Below are 15,663 nucleotides of genomic sequence, written 5' to 3' on the forward strand. Positions count from 1 at the left end.
CCTTCTAGCCCCCGTTGACTTCCTAGCCCCCGTTGATTTCGAAGCGCTTAATTCAGCTACACTGACCCAAGCAGCATAGTTAGCCCCCGACGTGTCTACTTTCCAGGGGCCAGGCCCACCAGCACAACTAGGAGAACACCATGTCGAAGAAGCAGACCGTTCTACGCACCGGCCTCGGGACCCTGTTCATCGGAGCCGGCATCATCCAAGCCACTCACCGCGAATTCTTCACCGCCCTCGTCCCGGAACAGATCGCTGAACATGGCGACCGGGTGCAGGGCGCCGCGACCGTCGCCCTCACAGGGATCGGGGCGAGCTTCCTCATCCCGCCCCTCAATCCCATCGCTCGTTGGGCCGCGACCATCATGCTCGCCGGAACTCTTCCCGCTGCGATCGATCAGCTCCGCAACCCCGAAGTGACGGAGAAGCTCGGCATCCCGACCTCCGTCGTCGCACTCCGCATCCCAGCGCAGGTCCTGGTGATCATCGGCGCCTGGTACGCCACCCGCAAATCGAGGTAGCAACCTCCACGCGCGTCTGACCAAGAGCAATGGCAGCGGCTCTATAGCCCATGCCTTGCTCAAACAGTCCAACCAACTGCTCGCGCTGATGCTCACTCAGCGAACTCCGTGCTCTCAACGAAAACTACTCCCCACTAGTCAGTAACTGATTTCTCAGTCCAACTAATGGGGAGCAGTTCAATCCGTGCCGGGCCTTTCTCGTATCAGAACACCGGTTGAGGCCTAGGCCCCCGACCGTACTGTCCCGACGTTTGCTCAGTGTTCGTCGTAGTGGTCGCCGTGCTCCGCGTGGCGGTGGCCGTCGTGGATGTAGTCAACGTGGTCGTCGTGCTCGACAGCCTCGTGTCCGCAATCCTCGCCGTGCTGGTGATCGGCGACGGTGTGCTCAGCCTGCGACTGGTGCTCGTCGTAGTGGTCGCCGTGCTCTGCATGCAGGTGGCCGTCGTGCTTGTAGTCCACGTGATCACCGTGCTGGACTGCTTCGTGGCCGCAGCCTTCGCCGTGCGCGTGCTCCGTGGGGGTGTGTTCGGCTTTGTGGTCAGTCATGGCGTTCTCCTTCTTGTGCGTGCGCCAGTGCGTCGTGGATGACGTGGGTGACATGGGCATCGGCGATCGAATACCTCGTCGCTCTTCCCTCACGCTCCCCCTTCACCACGTGCACCTCGCGGAGTTTCCCGAGGTGCTGGGAGACGAGCGGTTGCGAGAGACCCGTGAGATCTACGAGCTCCTTGACTGTGCACCCGCGTTCAGCGAGGTGCAGCACGATCTCGAGACGCGAGGTGTTGCCAAGCGCCTTGAATACTCGTGCGGCGTGCTCAATCTGCATGCTGTCTTCCATACGACAATCACACCACATCCATGAGCATATTGCAATATGACTATTTATTGCGAACCGTTCCCACTCTCGCAATCACGCAACACCCGCGAGGAGCGTACACACCCCCACGGCAATTCCCGCCCACGCGGCCGCCCACAGCACCGAGGCAAAGGTCCCAATAATGAACAACTCCCCCACGCGAGCCGCCTCGCACCCTTCCTTCTCCGCACGCAGCTCCGGATACCGACCGAGCCCCTTCACGGCAAGCGCGACAGCGATACCCGTCGGGAAACCCGCAACGATCGAGACGTAGACAGCGATTCGCTCGAGAATGCCGATCCATCGCCCTCCCGGCAATTCCTTTTGCGCCCCCATGAGGGTGCCCTGCACGGCGGCGGCACGAGCCCCGCCTTCATCAATGCGCCGCAAAAGCGCGCGAATAACCTCATTGCCCGCCACGGCTCCACAGCCACACACAGTTAGCGCAAGCGCGCTCCACACAACCGTCACAACACCACCCGTTTAGGCATTTCCTACATTTGGGACGAATTAAGCTATTCTCTGCATATGGCACCAGTGAAGGATCAGGCTTACGCCGTCGCTGTCATCGGCGACATCGTCAACTCTCGCGATCACAACCGCACCGCGCTCCACGAACACCTCACCAGTGCGCTCAACGCGATTCAGACACCATCACACGAACGCCTCCACCCTACCGTCGGCGACGAAATCCAAGGCGTGTTCGCCACCCACGGCGACGCCCTTCGCGCCACCCACATCCTCAGGCTCCACCTTCGCGAGCATGACATCGACATTCGATTCGGAATCGGAGCCGGCGAGATCCGCATCATCGACGAAGGCGCCGGCATCCAGGACGGCTCCGCCTGGTGGGCCGCGCGCGAGGCCCTTGAGCGCACAGAAGAACTCGCCCAAACCTCCGGGTTCTCAGGTATACGCACCGGGCTCAGTGCAGCAACCTCGGAAAATACAAAGTCCGACGGTCGCCGGGCAACCGTCGGAACACAAGCCCCGCAAGGCCACGACACGCCCCCGCCCGAAGCGCTATGCCACTTGATCGACGCACACGTGAGCGCGCTCAAGGGGGGCGCCTGCGGAAGCTTACGCGGAATCCTCGAGGGCGAATCAAACGGCGATACCGCGGCGCGCCTCGGCATCTCTCCGAGCGCCAACACGCAGCGCATCATGCGCAACGACCTGCGTCCGCTCGCCGAGGCAATGCGCGCGACGTGGCTATCAAACGCCCCCGCTACACGGCCCGAGCGCTAACGAGGGAAGACACGAAGGCGCCGGAACGCTCTACCGCAGGGCGTCGCGCACCTTGACGAGCATCGCCATTGCCGCTTCAGCCTGCTTCCCCGCCACGATTGGATTATCGGCAAACGTCGCGAAGCCGCAGTCGGTATTCAGGAGCACTCGATTCTTGCCGAACATCTTCACTGCGGTACGCCCGCGCTCGAGCACAGCTTCGAAGGTTTCATCCTGCGGTGCCTTCTGGTTGAAGATGCCGATACCGATGCGCTGGTCTTCGCGCAGGCCCGTCAGATGCTCCCAGTCCCCGGCGCGCGGCGTGCATGTTTCCACAATGACGTTGCCGATCGGCACGGATGACAGGAGCGGGAGCAAAGGCGCGTAGTCTCCGGAAAGTGCCTTGGACTCATCGGGGGTCCAGTTGCCACGGCACACGTGAATACCCAGGCGATCGGCAGGAAAGCCCTCCGCTACCTGCGCAATCAGATCCCGCGCAAATTCCAGCTCCGGCTGCACTGCTTTACGCTCACCGAGCGCCCCGCACATGAATGTACGACCGCCGCCACCTTCGTTGCCGTAGACCACTTCGCTAAGCACGGGCTCGTCAATTTCCACCAACGCAACGCCTGCGGCGAGAAGCTCGGCGATTTCCTCCCGCAGAATCCGGACCACGTCGGTGGCGAGGGTTTCCCGATCGGGGTAGGCGCGATCGGAAACGCACTCCATCCACATGGTGCGAGTGAGGAGGTAAGGGCCGGGAAGATCCACCTTCACCGCGCGATCGGTGATGGTCTTCAGGTATTGGGCTTCATGCACAGCAAGGGATCTGTCACGGCCGAGCGGCCCGAATACCGCCGGGTGGCGAACCTCCCCTGCCGGCACATCGAGGGCGCGCAGCTCACGTTCAAACTGCACCGGATCATCAACGTACGGCAACAGATCCGTGATGGGGATGAGCTGACAGTTCTGCAGCAGACCCCCAACGAAGCTGGAATAGTTATCGCGGCGCATTTCACCGTCGGTGACGACGTCGACGTCGGCGCGTTCTTGCGCTGCCACGACAAGCTGCACGGCGTCATCAGCGGTAGCGTCAAACTCCTCCTGGGAGAGCCGGCCTTCCAGATGCTCATGCAATGCGCGAATCAGCCACGACGGCCGCGGCCAGCTGCCCATAGTGTGCACGGCCAGGGGCTCGAGCGCGGGCGCCGCAGCAGGCTCGGGAAGCTCGGCAGGAATATGTGGCGTGACCACTTCCTGCGTAATCGCCATTTGCGGGCGCTTACGGGGTTTCTTTCCTTTGCCTGCCGCGGGCACGAGTGCCTCGGGGGTGTTCTCCTGCTGAGGCATGCTCGCTGCGCCGTCGTAGGCACCCTTGCACACCAAGAACCGCCACTGGGTGAGTTCGCGCCCCTGAAACTGCACGGTCGTGGTCGTCGTATCGACCAGGTCATTCCCGGTCATACTGCACCAGCTAGGCAAGTCGACCTCTACCGTGGAATCCACGGAGGCGATCTCCAGGAACTTTCCCGGATCCAGGGGATCCAGATGTTTGCGGATCAGCAACAGCAGTCCGTTGCCACAATCCAGATCTCCACCGTCAAAACTGGTGTGGCCTTTCAAGCCGTCTTTGAAGGTGGCCGGGGTGAACTCTTGAGCGTTCGTCATGGCGGTATTCGAGTAGCAGCCGTCAGTAGCTCACGCAGCTAGCGCCCTGAGACATGTACTCGACGAGCTTCGCGCCGCCGACGATCGTCGCGCCGTTGATGAGCTTGCCTTCGTCCAGTCCACGCTTCTTGTAGCACGGCGAGCACACCCAGATCGTGCCGCCAGCTTCGGCGTAGTTGGTGATCAGTTCCTTGAGCGGCGCGAAGCCCTCCTCGTGAAGGTCATCGGCGTAGCCTTCTTCAGCGAGCCGCGCCCCCTCGGAGGAGAGGAACACGACGGTTTCCTGATCGGAGGCGATCGAGGCATTGGCGATAACGAAACCCACGGTCGCCTTGTCAACATCGTCTTTGGCGTGGGTGATGCTCACACAGATCTTGGACATGTCAGGAATCCTTTCGTCGGATCAAAAACCGCGGCGGCTGTGCCACGGCAAGAGTGTGCCCGGTGAGACTGCACCAGGCGGGGATGTCGATGATCGCGCCTTCGTCGGTGGCGATCAGCTCGAAGATTTCTCCCGGATTCAGGGCGAGCATTCGCGAGCGAAGCTTCATGACAAGCTCGCCGCAGCCCAAGTCCTCGGCGTCCCATCTATCTGCAATAGCGAGATCCGCGGAGTTGCTCATATGCATGCCTTTTCACCCAATGGACAAATCTAAAGGTGTTGTAGTCATACACACCACTGGCTCCACCATATCAACGCAGGCCAGAACCGGCTTGCCCAATCCACAAAGCAACAAAAAGGGCGCCCACTTTGCATAGTGGGCGCCCTCATCGTGGAGCCGGCGGGAATCGAACCCGCGTCCGATAGTGCGAAGCCAGGGCTTCTCCGGGCGCAGTCCGCGAAATCGTTTTCTCAGCCCCAGCGCTCACACGGACACGTCGCTGACGGGCTCAGTCACTCTAAGGTGTTCACCCAACCCCGGTGACCAGGGTTGGTAGCAGTGGCCCTCTAGATGATGGACAGGTCAGATCGAAGGCAATCCCTGACGGTCCAGACTGCTGTCGCTGATCAGGCAGCGAGAGCGAAGTCAGTGCGCTTAGGTTCGGCACTTATTGTTTTCCAGGGAGCGTTAGCGAGATAACCCTGGATCCTCGGCCCGCTTCCCCTGGCTGGACAACTACCGTCGAAACCGATCGACCCCGTATCGGGTGGCAACGCCCGTAAACGGAACGTGCCAGATAATCTGCACCCGCAACTGCGGGTGGGATGCGTGCCTGATTCGCACACCCTATTCGATTATCAAAAATCTGTTGCACCTTCCGGCACAGCAGTTCAGTATACAGCTTTCAACGCCTACCGCCAAGGGCTCTATTCCCGAGGGCAAGCGTCGGCCCCTTCGCCACCGCGGAACCTGGCGTGCGGGCGGTTCCGACGCTAGCTGAGCATCTCCCGCCGCCTCATCGCGCGTTGAGCCTCGCGAGCATCCTGCTTTTCGCGCAGGGTTTGGCGCTTATCCCACTCTTTCTTGCCGCGAGCAAGCGCGATCTCGACCTTGGCGTGCGAGCCGAGAAAGTAGATCGATAGGGGGATGATCGTGTACCCCTTTTCGCGAGTCTTATTCATGAGTTTCAGGATCTCGCGTTTGTGCAACAGGAGCTTACGTTTGCGGCGCGCCGCGTGATTCGTCCACGTACCCCGTACATACGGAGCGATGTGCACGGCATCCATCCACACTTCGCCGTTGTCGATATAGCAGTAGCCATCAACGAGAGACGCACCGCGCTCGCGCAGCGACTTCACCTCGGTGCCCTGGAGGACCACGCCGGCCTCCCACGTCGCATCGATGTGGTAGTCGTGGCGCGCCTTTTTATTCGAGGCGATAAGCTGCTTTTTTCGCTCCGGCGCTACGGGCGCCTGCTTCTTTCCAGCCTTCGTGGCCACGTTCATCCCTCCACAGCTGCTGACACATTGACCGCCTAGTATCCCACAAATTTGCGGGGGTCGAGCGCCGTGCCGTCAAGGTGCGTCTCGAAATGTAGGTGACAGCCAGTCGAGGCTCCCGTGGAACCAACGTAGCCCACGGTCTGCCCGGCCTCGATCCGCTGGCCGGCAGAGACCGCGAACCCCTGAAGGTGGTGATACGAGGTCGTGAGGATCTGACCGTTATACAGGCCATGGCTCACGATGACTTTGTTCCCGGCGCCGCTGTTGTGAGTCGTCGCAAGAACCTTGCCCGCAGCCATCGCCCCCACGGGAGTCCCGCATGCCGCCGCATAATCCATACCCTTGTGGAGCTTGCGCGTGTGGTACACGGGGTGGAACCTATAGCCAAACATTGAGCTGCGGCGCGCCGAAACGGGATCGCGGAAGCCACCCGACGATGCGCCACCGCCGCTCTCAGGCTTCGGCTCGGGGATTCTGCGGGGCTTTCGCCGCTCGCGCTTTGCCCGGCGCTTTTCCGCCTCGCGAGCCTCGCGCGCCTCCCGAGCCTTCCGCTCCTGCTCGCGTTGGCGCGCAAGCGCTTCCTGACGCTCTTTTTCGATGAGCTGCTGAATGTCTGTTTCGAGAGTGCTCGACTCAGATTCGAGCGCCGATTCCGACGCTCGATACTTGTCCTTGAGCGTTTCGAGGTTCGCCGCCTGAGATTTCTGCGAAGCGTAAAGACCATCGAGGTCTTTCTTTGCCTGCGCCGCTTCGCTCTCAGCCTGGCGGCGCTCGGCGACCGCAGCCGCTGACTTCTTCTTGAGGTCCTCGATCTCGGCACGGATCGCCTCAAGCCGGTCCGCGGAGTTCACATTCGTGGCTTGCTGACCGCGAAGATCCGTGAGCTTCGCGCCTTGCGCTTGAAGCGTGAGGCGGTAGTTCATCGTTCGATCGACCGCGTCCTGCGGATCCTCCGAATTCAAGAAAATCGACGCGGGATTGGGAGCACCCGTGCCTTTATACGCCTCGATAGAGGCCCGTGAGACGTCCTCGTTCGACTGCGAAATCTTTTGCTGGCCACTTTCGACGGCCTGCCGGATTTCACTCTCCTCGGCTTGCGCGGCCTCGAGCCGCTTCGCCTGTCGGGCGTCCTCAGCTTTCGCCGCCTCGAGCGCGGAGCGCGCGGAGTCGAGGCGTGCCTGCGCATCGGGAATCCTCGCCTCAGTTTCGGCAAGGGCGAGGTACGCGTCGGCAAGCTCCGTGTCAACCTCGTTGAGATCCTCGCGCAACGCTGCAAGCTTTTCGTCGACGCTCTTCTTTTGTTTCTTCTTGTCGTCGATATCGTCAGCGAGCACATAGTCGTGCGAAAAAATGCCCGACGAGGCTAGGCCGAGAACGGCAGCGAACGACGCACCTTTCACGAGTGCGCGTCGAGAAAGAAAATTCATTTTCCCCTCACCATTCGACATATCCAGAACCTGCCTACACCTTCAAATAGCGGTTGAGCGAAACGACGGACGAGCCTATCGCGAGAATAGCACCGAGCGCGAGCAAAATAGGCCCTACCCACAAAAGGTCCGACATCGTCATGTGGATGAGATCAGCACCGAGAGTCGGAGCGAGCCAGCCCTCCACAAGATATTTAATAGCGAGCGAAAGTACACCGGTAGCCAGCGCTCCGCCGATCAGTGCGGCAACAGCGCCCTCCAGAAGGAATGGCAAGCGAATAAAGATATTGCTCGCGCCTACAAGGCGCATAATCGCAATCTCACGCCTTCTATTCGCCACCGACATACGGATCGTCGTCGCAACGAGGAGCACCGCCGCTACCAGCATGACGACAGCGAGAGAGATCGCAAAGACAGTTGATTGATTCAAGATCGAAATAAACGGTGCATATACCGCGAGAAGATCGGACACCTCATCGACGCCCTCCCTCCCCTGGAAGAAATCCACGACAGCGCTTGAGCGCTCCGCCTCCACAAGCGTGATGTGGAAACTCACCGGCATATCTTCGGCAGTGAAATCCTGCGCAAAGCTCTCACCGCCAAACTGGTCGCGGTATACCTCGAGAGCTTCCTCTTGGGAGCGCTCATCCACGGACGCGATATACGGGCCCAAAATATCGCCCTTGAGCGCCTCACGGACCTCGGCAATCTGTGCGTCCGTCGCAGCGCCGCCGGCACATGATGTCGCCGTCGAATGCGGAGAACACATATAGACGCTAATTTGCGAGTTCTTCACGAGGATGTCTTGAAGCGCGACAATCTGCTTCTGCATGAGAAGCCCCGCCCCCACGAACGTGAGCGAAACCGCGGTCACAATCACGACGGAAATCACCATCGCCATGTTGCGACGAAGCCCTCCGAAGCTTTCTTTAAGGATGTAGCGAAGCCTCATGCGAGTTCATCCTCCTCGCCCGAATCCGAATCCTCGAAGGCACGATCGAAGTCTCCCACGCGCTCGTCACCGCTCGCGGTTTCGTCAAACTGCTCGAAAGCTACGTCGGACGCGCGCACACTTCCTCCGGTCGCAGAGTCCGACGGCTGCCACTGACCCACTACCTCACCATCGGGTACCGCACCCGAGATCACGCTCTCATCTGAGGATCCTCGATAGTGGCCGCGCGTCTCATCGCGCACAACGTGTCCATCGACGAGCTCGACGACGCGCTTGTTCAAGCGATTCACTGCTTTCTCGTCGTGAGTAGCCATGAGAACGGTCGTTCCGCGATCGTTGATGTCTGCGAGAAGATCCATAATCCCCTTGGCCGTTTCCGGATCGAGGTTGCCCGTTGGCTCATCGGCAAGAAGGATCGTGGGCCGATTCACGTACGCACGCGCAATGGCAACACGCTGCTGCTCGCCACCAGACAGCTCATGCGGAAGCCGTTTTCCTTTGTCTGCCAAGCCCACCATGTCGAGAACCTCGGGCACGAGCTTTTTCACCACTCTGCCCGGAGTCCCAATGACCTGGAGCGCAAACTCCACATTCTGGAACGCCGTCTTCGAGGGCAGCAAACGGAAGTCCTGGAACACCATCCCGATTTCACGGCGGAGCCGGGGAACTTTCCAGCTCGACAGACGCGAAAGGTCCTTGCCCGCCACAAAAATGGAACCAGAGGTCGGATTAGTTTCCTTCAAAATGAGCCTGAGCATTGTCGATTTTCCCGAGCCTGAAGCCCCAACGAGAAAAGCGAATTCGCCACGCTCAAACTCGATCGACAGATCAGTGAGGGCGGGCGCGCTCTTACGCTGATATGTTTTCGTCACGTGTTCGAAACGAATCACAGGCTCATCCCATCTGGGCGGGTCGACAGCTCCCCTCGAGATGTCCGCGGGCACTACGAGGGTCAGTACCCGTCAACCCTAACCACGCCCCACCTAAAATCTTTGGATTCAAGCCGGTCACACGGGTCACGTTTTCCTCAAGAATTCGTCAAGAGGTGCTAGAGACTGCGCACTGAGCCTCGCACCCATGTGAGCTCAGCAAGCGTCGGCCCCGTGCGGGTACGGGCTGAGCTCTACCCCGGCGAGTTAGTCCTCCGTGCGTGCCTGTTCGACGCGCCAGCGGATACCGGCCTCGATAAAGCCATCGATATTGCCATCAAACACCGAGGTGGGATTGCCTTCCGAGTACTCCGTGCGCAAATCCTTCACCATCTGGTACGGGTTCAGGACATAGGAGCGCATCTGGTCGCCCCAGCTCGCCTTGATATCGCCGGCGAGCTCCTTACGCTTGGCGTCTTCCTCTTGCTTCTTCAGGAGCAGGAGTCGCGACTGAAGCACGCGCAGAGCCGCGGCACGGTTCTGGATCTGCGACTTCTCGTCCTGCATCGAAACGACAATGCCCGTGGGGATGTGAGTCATGCGCACGGCCGAATCGGTCGTGTTCACGCTCTGGCCACCCGGACCCGACGAACGGAACACGTCGATCTTGAGTTCATTCTCGGGGATCTCGATGCTGTCGGTCGTTTCGATGAGCGGGATCACCTCGACTGCGGCGAACGAGGTTTGACGGCGCCCTTGGTTGTCGAACGGGGAAATACGGACGAGGCGGTGCGTCCCGCCCTCGACGCTGAGCGTTCCATACGCGTATGGCGCACTCACTTCAAAGGTGACGGACTTGAGACCGGCCTCCTCCGCATACGAGGTGTCCATGACTTTGGTGGGGTACCCCTTGTGTTCAGCCCACCGCAAGTACATGCGCAGCAGCATCTCGGCGAAGTCCGCGGCATCGACACCACCGGCGCCCGCGCGAATCGTCACGACCGCGTTGCGCTGATCGTATTCACCGCTCAGCATCGTGCGAACCTCGAGCTCGTCAAGCGCTTTACGAATCGCGGAAAGTTCCTTTTCAGCGTCCTCGGCAAACTGGGCATCGCCTTCTTCCTCGCCAAGCTCGACCATAACCTCGAGGTCGTCGATGCGACTCGACAGTTCGCTGACGCGGCGCTTCTCCGCCTGCGCATGCGAGAGATCGGACGTGACTTTCTGAGCCGCCTCCGGGTCATCCCACAGATCGGGGGCGGCCGCCTGCTTCTCGAGGTCGGCGATCCTGGCGGTCAGCGCATCAAGATCGGTGACCTTCTCGATCGATTCGAGGGTGGAACGCAGGTGGGGAATCTCGGCAGAAAAATCAGAACTCACAAACATCCACTCTACGCTACGCACTCACCGCACGACAGGGACGCGACGCTCGCGCCCGGGACAATGCGGTCCGCTACACACCAGCATCGGCGGTCCGCACTAGTGCGCATGCGCCGATGAGTCCACGCGCACAACGATGGGAGAGTCGAGCGCACGAGAAATCCACCCCACGAGCGGCGGGTGCACACGCGCTTCGAGGGACAGCCTCACCTCACCATTCGGCGAGAGGGCAAGCGCTGTAATGTCCATATCGCTCACGCGAGAAAACTGGTGCGGGTACTGCGCGAGATAGGCAGAGGCACGCTCGCGCGCTTCGGCCTCGGTGGGAATACGTGGGTCACCCGCGTCATCGTAGAGCCTGTTTTCGCTCGCTCCCCCCGCTGCGTAAAGGGCCGCGCCATCCGCCACGAACTGAACGCGATTGCGGTCGATCTCGACACCGGTCACGGCAATGCCGAACGCAATCACCATCAAAACCACGACGCTGACGCCTATCGTCAAGACGCTGGCGTTGCCGCGCTCCCCTCTGCATCGCGCCAGGCGACGCTTTCGGATCATGACGTGCCTCCTTCAGCAATCAACGCGTGTCGGCCTTTCACGTCGACGATTGAGGAGTCCAGACCGATCACTCCGAGCCCGGGAATAGGCGCCGCGAGGCTCACCTCCACCGAAACGACCTCTCCGGCAACCGGACATGACGCCGACTCGCACGACACTTCGATGTCCCGGGCCTCTACCTCGACACCGTAGTCGCGCTCTACCTCGGCCACGATGCCCGCGATGCGTTCCTCGCGCCCCTCGGCAAGATCATGGACCGAATACACCCGTGCGATCTGCCGCGCGAGGGTGTCGGCGGCGAATGAGGCGGACTGCACGGAGGCACACGTGAGCAGGAGATATACGAGTGGAATGAGGAGGATGACGGATAGTCCAGTGAACTCGACGACCGCGTTCCCCGATGCATCCCTCAACCGACGCGACGTTCCCTTCGCGACGGCGCCCAGCCTAGAGAGCATCCTCATCCACCGCATGTCCCACGACGTGCAATGCGTTGCTCGGTCCGAAAAATCCGATGAGCGGCAGGGCCGCGTGGATTTCTATCTCAATCACACCCGCATGCTCGCGCGCTTCGACGTCCACGTCACCGAGTTGTTGAAACCGAGCAGAGGCTAGTTCTGAGGCCCGTGCGAGGCCGTCGCTCGGATCGTTGCCGAGCAACGCCCCGTGGTACGCCGACTGTACGGCGATGTCCGTGAGTCCATTGCGCACGTGAAGGAAGAGGGCAAGCTGGAGGAGGCTCAGGCCAAGCGCTACCACGAGTGCCGCGATGAGGGGGAACTCCACGACCGCGTTGCCTCGTTCTTCGCGCAGGCGCCGATGCAATCGGCGTATACGCATGCGCACGCTACTCGGTGAATTGGCTCATGGCCTGGTTGAACAAGCCCACGAGGGCATCGGAGGCCACGGCCCATAGAGCTACGACGATGCCGGCCGTCATGAGGGTGATGAGGACCCACCCGGGAACGTCTCCGCGTTCACTGGCCAGGCGCTCGCGCGCCGCGAAGAAAGCTCGAACGCCCGCACGGGAGATGCGCTCACGCAGCGGGGTCCGGGCGGTGGCATTGTCAATCAAGGTTGAGCGGTTAATGGACACGGGGTTCTCCTTCGGAATGAGGTGGGATACCAAAATTGCAAAATGCGGGGCCATGCTTGTCATAGCCCCACCTGGAGTGCGGTGATGCCGGGGAAGACCGCAAACACAATGACGAGCGGCATGAGGAGGAAGACGACGGGCAGAAGCATGTACACCTCGCGCCGCCCTGCGCTCTCCATCAAGGTCCGCTTCGAAAGCTCGCGGGCATCTTGCGCTTGCGCGCGCATGACATCTGCGAGTGGGGTGCCTCGTTCGAGGGCGACGGCAATGGTTTCCGCGAACCTCGAGAGGGAGTCGAGCGGGGAGCGGGTCCCAAGACTGATAAGTGCGTCCTCGAGACTCGCTCCCGCGCGGATCTCGGAGACTGCAATCGCCAGTTCCCGCGAAAGCTCTCCCTGAGAGGTGCGCGCGACTCTCTCCATTGCCGCGATTGGCCCTTCCCCTGCTGAAATCGCGAGGGCCAGTAGATCGGCAATAGTGGGGAATTCGCGCGCCATTGCCTGCTTCCGCGACGAAATCGCGCTCGTGAGGAGGTAGTCGCGCACGAGCGGTGCGGTCACGCTTGCGATCACGACAAGTGCGAGGAGCGCAATGAGCGGCGCTCGCTCGAGCGCGAACAGCCCCATCCCGAGGGCAGCGCTCGCCACGAACGCCACTATCGCCCAGGTAAACTGCTGAATTCTGAAATCGCGATAGGTGATCCGGCCGCCCGCGAGCGCAAGACGCTTCTCGATTTCACGTTGGCTCCCGAGCGCCCGCGCGGCAAAGGCGCGCACGCTCTCGAGAAACGGGCCCACGCTAGCGTCAATCACGGGATACACCCGTGCACTGTTCTCGAGAAAACCGAGTGCTCCACGTGCGCTGCCCCGTTTAATGTAAGGACTGACGCGAGCTTCAACTGACCGAGGTCGCCGCCACGGATTCTCGAGGATCACGAGAGCGAGGCCAAGGCCGAAAAGTGCGCCGAGGGTGCACCCCAAAATGACGATCGTGAGGGTATTGTCGCGGATGATCATTTGCGCAGCACCCTCTCGTCTTGCGGCAAGCGCGCGAGCGCGAGCATGAGGCGATAAGCGAAGAACGACACGAGCGCACCAGCGATGATGAGCATGCCGCCGGCGGTGGAGTCGTAGGCCTCTGCGGCTTCGGGACGCAGAATCATGAGCCCGAGCACCACCCACGGGGCGATTAGGGCGAGCTTCGCCCCGTTGACCGTCCAGCTCTGCCTCGCTTCGAGCTCGGAGCGCACGCGCGCATCTTCACGAAGGAACGATGACAGGGTGCGGAGAAGCGTACCGAGATCGGTTCCGCCCACGTCTCGCGTAATGCGCAGTGCCTCGATGATGCGATCCGCAACAGGGTCACTCAATCGCGCCTTGAGTCGATCGAGGCTGTAGGAGAAATCGCCGGTGGCGTGGTATTCCCTCGCAAATTCACCGAATGACGAACGCAGTTGCTCGGGCCCGCGATCGGCGAGTTGGGCAAGAGATTCGGGCAGCGAGAGCCCCGCGCGGACAGCCGATCCCACGAGGTCGATTACCTCCGGCCATACTTCGCGGAGGTTTTCTTGCCGTCGCCTCGCCAGTGCTCGCAGCGCCCATGCGGGGAAAAGGCTTCCGCCGACCCCTGCAGCGACGCTCGGGATCATCGCGGTGCTGAGCCCTAAACTGAGGATGAAAGCCACGCCACCGGTGAGCACCGACGCAATAAGAAGGTGATGCGGGCGTGCGTTCGAAAGCCCGATCCGGGCGAAATCGTCGCGGATTCGCTGCTCAATACGGGTACGCGAGCCCACCCGAACCGGTCTCCTCGCTTCACGGGGCCAAAACGCTGACCAGATCGTCACGAGCCCGAGGCCGAAGAGAGCTCCAGCAGCAAAGCCCGGGATCATCGCTTGTCTCCAAGGAGGGTCGATAGCGAGAAGCCGGCTCGTTCGAACCGTTCGGGGTGCGGCGGGTATGCGTCGCCTCTGCATAGCCGGCCGCGACGGAACTCGAAGATGTGTCCGAGCTCGACTACGGAATCTTCGACTCTCCCCGGAACAGCGACGATCTCTCGCACTCGACGGGTGCCATCGTGAAGGTGATCGAGGTGGACGACAAGATCGATTGCGTTCGCGACGGTAGGCGTCACGAACGAGCCGCTGACATTTTCGCCCGCGAGCAACGGGAGCGTGCACAGCTTGGCGATCGTGTCGCGGGCGGAGTTGGAGTGAATGGTGGCCATCCCTGGAAGCCCACTGTTAAGCGCGATGAGCATGTCGAGCGACTCGGCCTCGCGAACCTCGCCAACGATTATGCGGCTGGGGCGCATACGCAGCGCCTCCTTCACAAGGCGACGCATCGTAATTTCGCCGACGCCTTCGAGGTTCGGCTGCCGGCACTGCATGCCCACGACGTCCCGTGCCGAGATATTGAGCTCGAATACTTCCTCGATCGTCACGATCCTTTCGCGCGGGTAGACGGCCGAGCCGAGGCAACTGACCATCGTCGTTTTACCTGCGCCTACGCTCCCGGAGACGATGATGTTGAGCCCTGCCTTTACGCTTGCGTCGAGGAAGTCGGCAGCTTGCTGCGTGAGGGACCCTAACGCGACGAGGTCTGCGAGGGAGTGTGCTTTTGAGATGAACTTTCGGATGTTGACGGACCAGTGCTTGCGCGTGACATTCGGGATCACGGCGTGAAGGCGCGCACCGCTGGGGAGAAGTGCGTCGACGAATGGTGTACTGAGGTCAAGGCGGCGACCCGTTTGCGCAAGCATTCGTTCGACGAGCCCGCGAACTTCGCCGGCCGAAAGCACGAGTGGGGTCAATTCGCTGACGCCGTGCCGGTGGACGAAGATTTCGCTCGGCGAGTTGATCCAGATTTCTTCGATCTCCGGATCGTCGAGGAACGTCTGCAAGGCACCGAAACCTCCGATGCGTGCGGCCACTTCCCCCACGGCCGACTCGCGCTCACGCAACGCAGGGACTTCACCACGGGCAGCTTTGGCGTCGTACTCGTTGACGACTGTGGCGATGAGGTCATCGAGTGACGACGATGTCGCATCGAGACCCTGCTCGCGAATCGCTTGGCGAGCTTCGGCCTCGATGATGCCGAGTGCGTCGTGCATGGGTTCCCCCCCCCTTATGCAATCGTGGCGCCTGCTCAAGGCTCCCCGTGCCCCGTCCCCCTGGGGCTTTCTGTCATCTTTGTACCAGAGTTTGAGGGCACACGAAACGCTGT

The 15,663-nt window shown here is 61.2% G+C and carries 20 protein-coding genes and 1 other RNA gene; 2 read left to right on the forward strand and 19 right to left on the reverse strand.

What is annotated here, in order from left to right; genetic code table 11:
* Positions 1 to 140 precede the first annotated feature (140 nt).
* On the forward strand, positions 141 to 521 hold the full coding sequence (locus HMPREF1484_RS10125) for a hypothetical protein (protein WP_016664963.1): 381 nt from the start codon (positions 141 to 143) through the stop codon (positions 519 to 521).
* A gap of 255 nt (positions 522 to 776) precedes the next feature.
* Here HMPREF1484_RS10125 and HMPREF1484_RS11845 read toward each other — a convergent pair whose 3' ends face one another.
* From HMPREF1484_RS11845 to HMPREF1484_RS10140, 3 genes are all read right to left on the reverse strand, one after another.
* Positions 777 to 1,067, reverse strand: a complete 291-nt coding sequence (locus HMPREF1484_RS11845) for a hypothetical protein (protein WP_016664964.1) — start codon at positions 1,065 to 1,067, stop codon at positions 777 to 779.
* Positions 1,060 to 1,347: a helix-turn-helix transcriptional regulator gene (locus HMPREF1484_RS10135; RefSeq protein WP_016664965.1), complete on the reverse strand. Its 288-nt coding sequence runs from the start codon at positions 1,345 to 1,347 to the stop codon at positions 1,060 to 1,062. The genes HMPREF1484_RS11845 and HMPREF1484_RS10135 overlap by 8 nt, the downstream gene beginning before the upstream one ends.
* Before the next feature lie 84 nt (positions 1,348 to 1,431).
* Positions 1,432 to 1,797 (reverse strand): hypothetical protein, encoded by a 366-nt coding sequence (locus HMPREF1484_RS10140; RefSeq protein ID WP_232049707.1) that lies wholly within the window; start codon positions 1,795 to 1,797, stop codon positions 1,432 to 1,434.
* A gap of 108 nt (positions 1,798 to 1,905) precedes the next feature.
* On the opposite strand from HMPREF1484_RS10140, the gene HMPREF1484_RS11070 reads away from it, so the two are divergent.
* Complete coding sequence (locus HMPREF1484_RS11070; RefSeq protein WP_016664967.1) at positions 1,906 to 2,625, forward strand: SatD family protein; 720 nt, start codon at positions 1,906 to 1,908, stop codon at positions 2,623 to 2,625.
* Between the two features lie 30 nt (positions 2,626 to 2,655).
* Here HMPREF1484_RS11070 and HMPREF1484_RS10150 read toward each other — a convergent pair whose 3' ends face one another.
* The 16 genes from HMPREF1484_RS10150 to HMPREF1484_RS10220 all read right to left on the reverse strand — a co-directional run bounded on the left by HMPREF1484_RS10150 (position 2,656) and on the right by HMPREF1484_RS10220 (position 15,550).
* On the reverse strand, positions 2,656 to 4,272 hold the full coding sequence (locus HMPREF1484_RS10150) for a hypothetical protein (protein WP_016664968.1): 1,617 nt from the start codon (positions 4,270 to 4,272) through the stop codon (positions 2,656 to 2,658).
* 22 nt (positions 4,273 to 4,294) lie between these two features.
* On the reverse strand, positions 4,295 to 4,654 hold the full coding sequence (locus HMPREF1484_RS10155) for a DsrE family protein (protein WP_016664969.1): 360 nt from the start codon (positions 4,652 to 4,654) through the stop codon (positions 4,295 to 4,297).
* Position 4,655: 1 nt separating this feature from the next.
* Positions 4,656 to 4,895, reverse strand: a complete 240-nt coding sequence (locus HMPREF1484_RS10160; RefSeq protein WP_016664970.1) for a sulfurtransferase TusA family protein — start codon at positions 4,893 to 4,895, stop codon at positions 4,656 to 4,658.
* A 148-nt stretch (positions 4,896 to 5,043) separates the two neighbouring features.
* Positions 5,044 to 5,414: a transfer-messenger RNA gene (gene ssrA, locus HMPREF1484_RS11360) on the reverse strand.
* Positions 5,415 to 5,647: 233 nt separating this feature from the next.
* On the reverse strand, positions 5,648 to 6,154 hold the full coding sequence (gene smpB / locus HMPREF1484_RS10165; RefSeq protein WP_016664971.1) for an SsrA-binding protein SmpB: 507 nt from the start codon (positions 6,152 to 6,154) through the stop codon (positions 5,648 to 5,650).
* A gap of 35 nt (positions 6,155 to 6,189) precedes the next feature.
* Positions 6,190 to 7,584 (reverse strand): M23 family metallopeptidase, encoded by a 1,395-nt coding sequence (locus HMPREF1484_RS10170; protein ID WP_016664972.1) that lies wholly within the window; start codon positions 7,582 to 7,584, stop codon positions 6,190 to 6,192.
* 34 nt (positions 7,585 to 7,618) lie between these two features.
* Complete coding sequence (gene ftsX / locus HMPREF1484_RS10175; RefSeq protein ID WP_016664973.1) at positions 7,619 to 8,536, reverse strand: permease-like cell division protein FtsX; 918 nt, start codon at positions 8,534 to 8,536, stop codon at positions 7,619 to 7,621.
* Entirely contained in the window at positions 8,533 to 9,426 is an 894-nt protein-coding gene (gene ftsE, locus HMPREF1484_RS10180; RefSeq protein WP_016664974.1) for a cell division ATP-binding protein FtsE, read from the reverse strand. Before ftsE ends, ftsX begins: the two co-directional genes overlap by 4 nt.
* A 246-nt stretch (positions 9,427 to 9,672) precedes the next feature.
* Positions 9,673 to 10,791, reverse strand: a complete 1,119-nt coding sequence (gene prfB / locus HMPREF1484_RS10185; protein WP_040386594.1) for a peptide chain release factor 2 — start codon at positions 10,789 to 10,791, stop codon at positions 9,673 to 9,675.
* 93 nt (positions 10,792 to 10,884) lie between these two features.
* Positions 10,885 to 11,343 (reverse strand): pilus assembly protein TadG-related protein, encoded by a 459-nt coding sequence (locus HMPREF1484_RS10190; RefSeq protein ID WP_016664976.1) that lies wholly within the window; start codon positions 11,341 to 11,343, stop codon positions 10,885 to 10,887.
* Positions 11,340 to 11,801: a hypothetical protein gene (locus HMPREF1484_RS10195; RefSeq protein ID WP_016664977.1), complete on the reverse strand. Its 462-nt coding sequence runs from the start codon at positions 11,799 to 11,801 to the stop codon at positions 11,340 to 11,342. The genes HMPREF1484_RS10190 and HMPREF1484_RS10195 overlap by 4 nt, the downstream gene beginning before the upstream one ends.
* Entirely contained in the window at positions 11,791 to 12,183 is a 393-nt protein-coding gene (locus HMPREF1484_RS10200) for a hypothetical protein (RefSeq protein ID WP_051120722.1), read from the reverse strand. Before HMPREF1484_RS10200 ends, HMPREF1484_RS10195 begins: the two co-directional genes overlap by 11 nt.
* Positions 12,184 to 12,190: 7 nt before the next feature.
* Positions 12,191 to 12,439, reverse strand: coding sequence for a hypothetical protein (locus tag HMPREF1484_RS10205; protein WP_369707160.1), 249 nt, complete (start codon positions 12,437 to 12,439; stop codon positions 12,191 to 12,193).
* A 59-nt stretch (positions 12,440 to 12,498) separates the two neighbouring features.
* Positions 12,499 to 13,455: a type II secretion system F family protein gene (locus HMPREF1484_RS10210; protein ID WP_016664980.1), complete on the reverse strand. Its 957-nt coding sequence runs from the start codon at positions 13,453 to 13,455 to the stop codon at positions 12,499 to 12,501.
* On the reverse strand, positions 13,452 to 14,330 hold the full coding sequence (locus tag HMPREF1484_RS10215; RefSeq protein WP_016664981.1) for a type II secretion system F family protein: 879 nt from the start codon (positions 14,328 to 14,330) through the stop codon (positions 13,452 to 13,454). Before HMPREF1484_RS10215 ends, HMPREF1484_RS10210 begins: the two co-directional genes overlap by 4 nt.
* On the reverse strand, positions 14,327 to 15,550 hold the full coding sequence (locus HMPREF1484_RS10220) for a CpaF family protein (protein ID WP_016664982.1): 1,224 nt from the start codon (positions 15,548 to 15,550) through the stop codon (positions 14,327 to 14,329). Before HMPREF1484_RS10220 ends, HMPREF1484_RS10215 begins: the two co-directional genes overlap by 4 nt.
* Positions 15,551 to 15,663: the final 113 nt, after the last annotated feature.

It is taken from the genome of Dermabacter sp. HFH0086, assembly GCF_000413375.1.
Classification (GTDB): Bacteria; Actinomycetota; Actinomycetes; order Actinomycetales; family Dermabacteraceae; genus Dermabacter; species Dermabacter hominis.

Excerpts from the sequence above, each read along its gene's own strand:
- HMPREF1484_RS10125 (WP_016664963.1), top strand. The coding sequence starts at position 141 with ATGTCGAAGAAGCAGACCGTTCTACGCACCGGCCTCGGGACCCTGTTC.
- HMPREF1484_RS11845 (WP_016664964.1), bottom strand. The coding sequence starts at position 1,067 with ATGACTGACCACAAAGCCGAACACACCCCCACGGAGCACGCGCACGGC.
- HMPREF1484_RS10135 (WP_016664965.1), bottom strand. The coding sequence starts at position 1,347 with ATGCAGATTGAGCACGCCGCACGAGTATTCAAGGCGCTTGGCAACACC.
- HMPREF1484_RS11070 (WP_016664967.1), top strand. The coding sequence starts at position 1,906 with ATGGCACCAGTGAAGGATCAGGCTTACGCCGTCGCTGTCATCGGCGAC.
- HMPREF1484_RS10150 (WP_016664968.1), bottom strand. The coding sequence starts at position 4,272 with ATGACGAACGCTCAAGAGTTCACCCCGGCCACCTTCAAAGACGGCTTG.
- HMPREF1484_RS10155 (WP_016664969.1), bottom strand. The coding sequence starts at position 4,654 with ATGTCCAAGATCTGTGTGAGCATCACCCACGCCAAAGACGATGTTGAC.
- HMPREF1484_RS10160 (WP_016664970.1), bottom strand. The coding sequence starts at position 4,895 with ATGAGCAACTCCGCGGATCTCGCTATTGCAGATAGATGGGACGCCGAG.
- HMPREF1484_RS10170 (WP_016664972.1), bottom strand. The coding sequence starts at position 7,584 with ATGAATTTTCTTTCTCGACGCGCACTCGTGAAAGGTGCGTCGTTCGCT.
- ftsX (WP_016664973.1), bottom strand. The coding sequence starts at position 8,536 with ATGAGGCTTCGCTACATCCTTAAAGAAAGCTTCGGAGGGCTTCGTCGC.
- prfB (WP_040386594.1), bottom strand. The coding sequence starts at position 10,791 with ATGTTTGTGAGTTCTGATTTTTCTGCCGAGATTCCCCACCTGCGTTCC.
- HMPREF1484_RS10190 (WP_016664976.1), bottom strand. The coding sequence starts at position 11,343 with ATGATCCGAAAGCGTCGCCTGGCGCGATGCAGAGGGGAGCGCGGCAAC.
- HMPREF1484_RS10195 (WP_016664977.1), bottom strand. The coding sequence starts at position 11,801 with ATGCTCTCTAGGCTGGGCGCCGTCGCGAAGGGAACGTCGCGTCGGTTG.
- HMPREF1484_RS10200 (WP_051120722.1), bottom strand. The coding sequence starts at position 12,183 with ATGCGTATACGCCGATTGCATCGGCGCCTGCGCGAAGAACGAGGCAAC.
- HMPREF1484_RS10210 (WP_016664980.1), bottom strand. The coding sequence starts at position 13,455 with ATGATCATCCGCGACAATACCCTCACGATCGTCATTTTGGGGTGCACC.
- HMPREF1484_RS10215 (WP_016664981.1), bottom strand. The coding sequence starts at position 14,330 with ATGATCCCGGGCTTTGCTGCTGGAGCTCTCTTCGGCCTCGGGCTCGTG.
- HMPREF1484_RS10220 (WP_016664982.1), bottom strand. The coding sequence starts at position 15,550 with ATGCACGACGCACTCGGCATCATCGAGGCCGAAGCTCGCCAAGCGATT.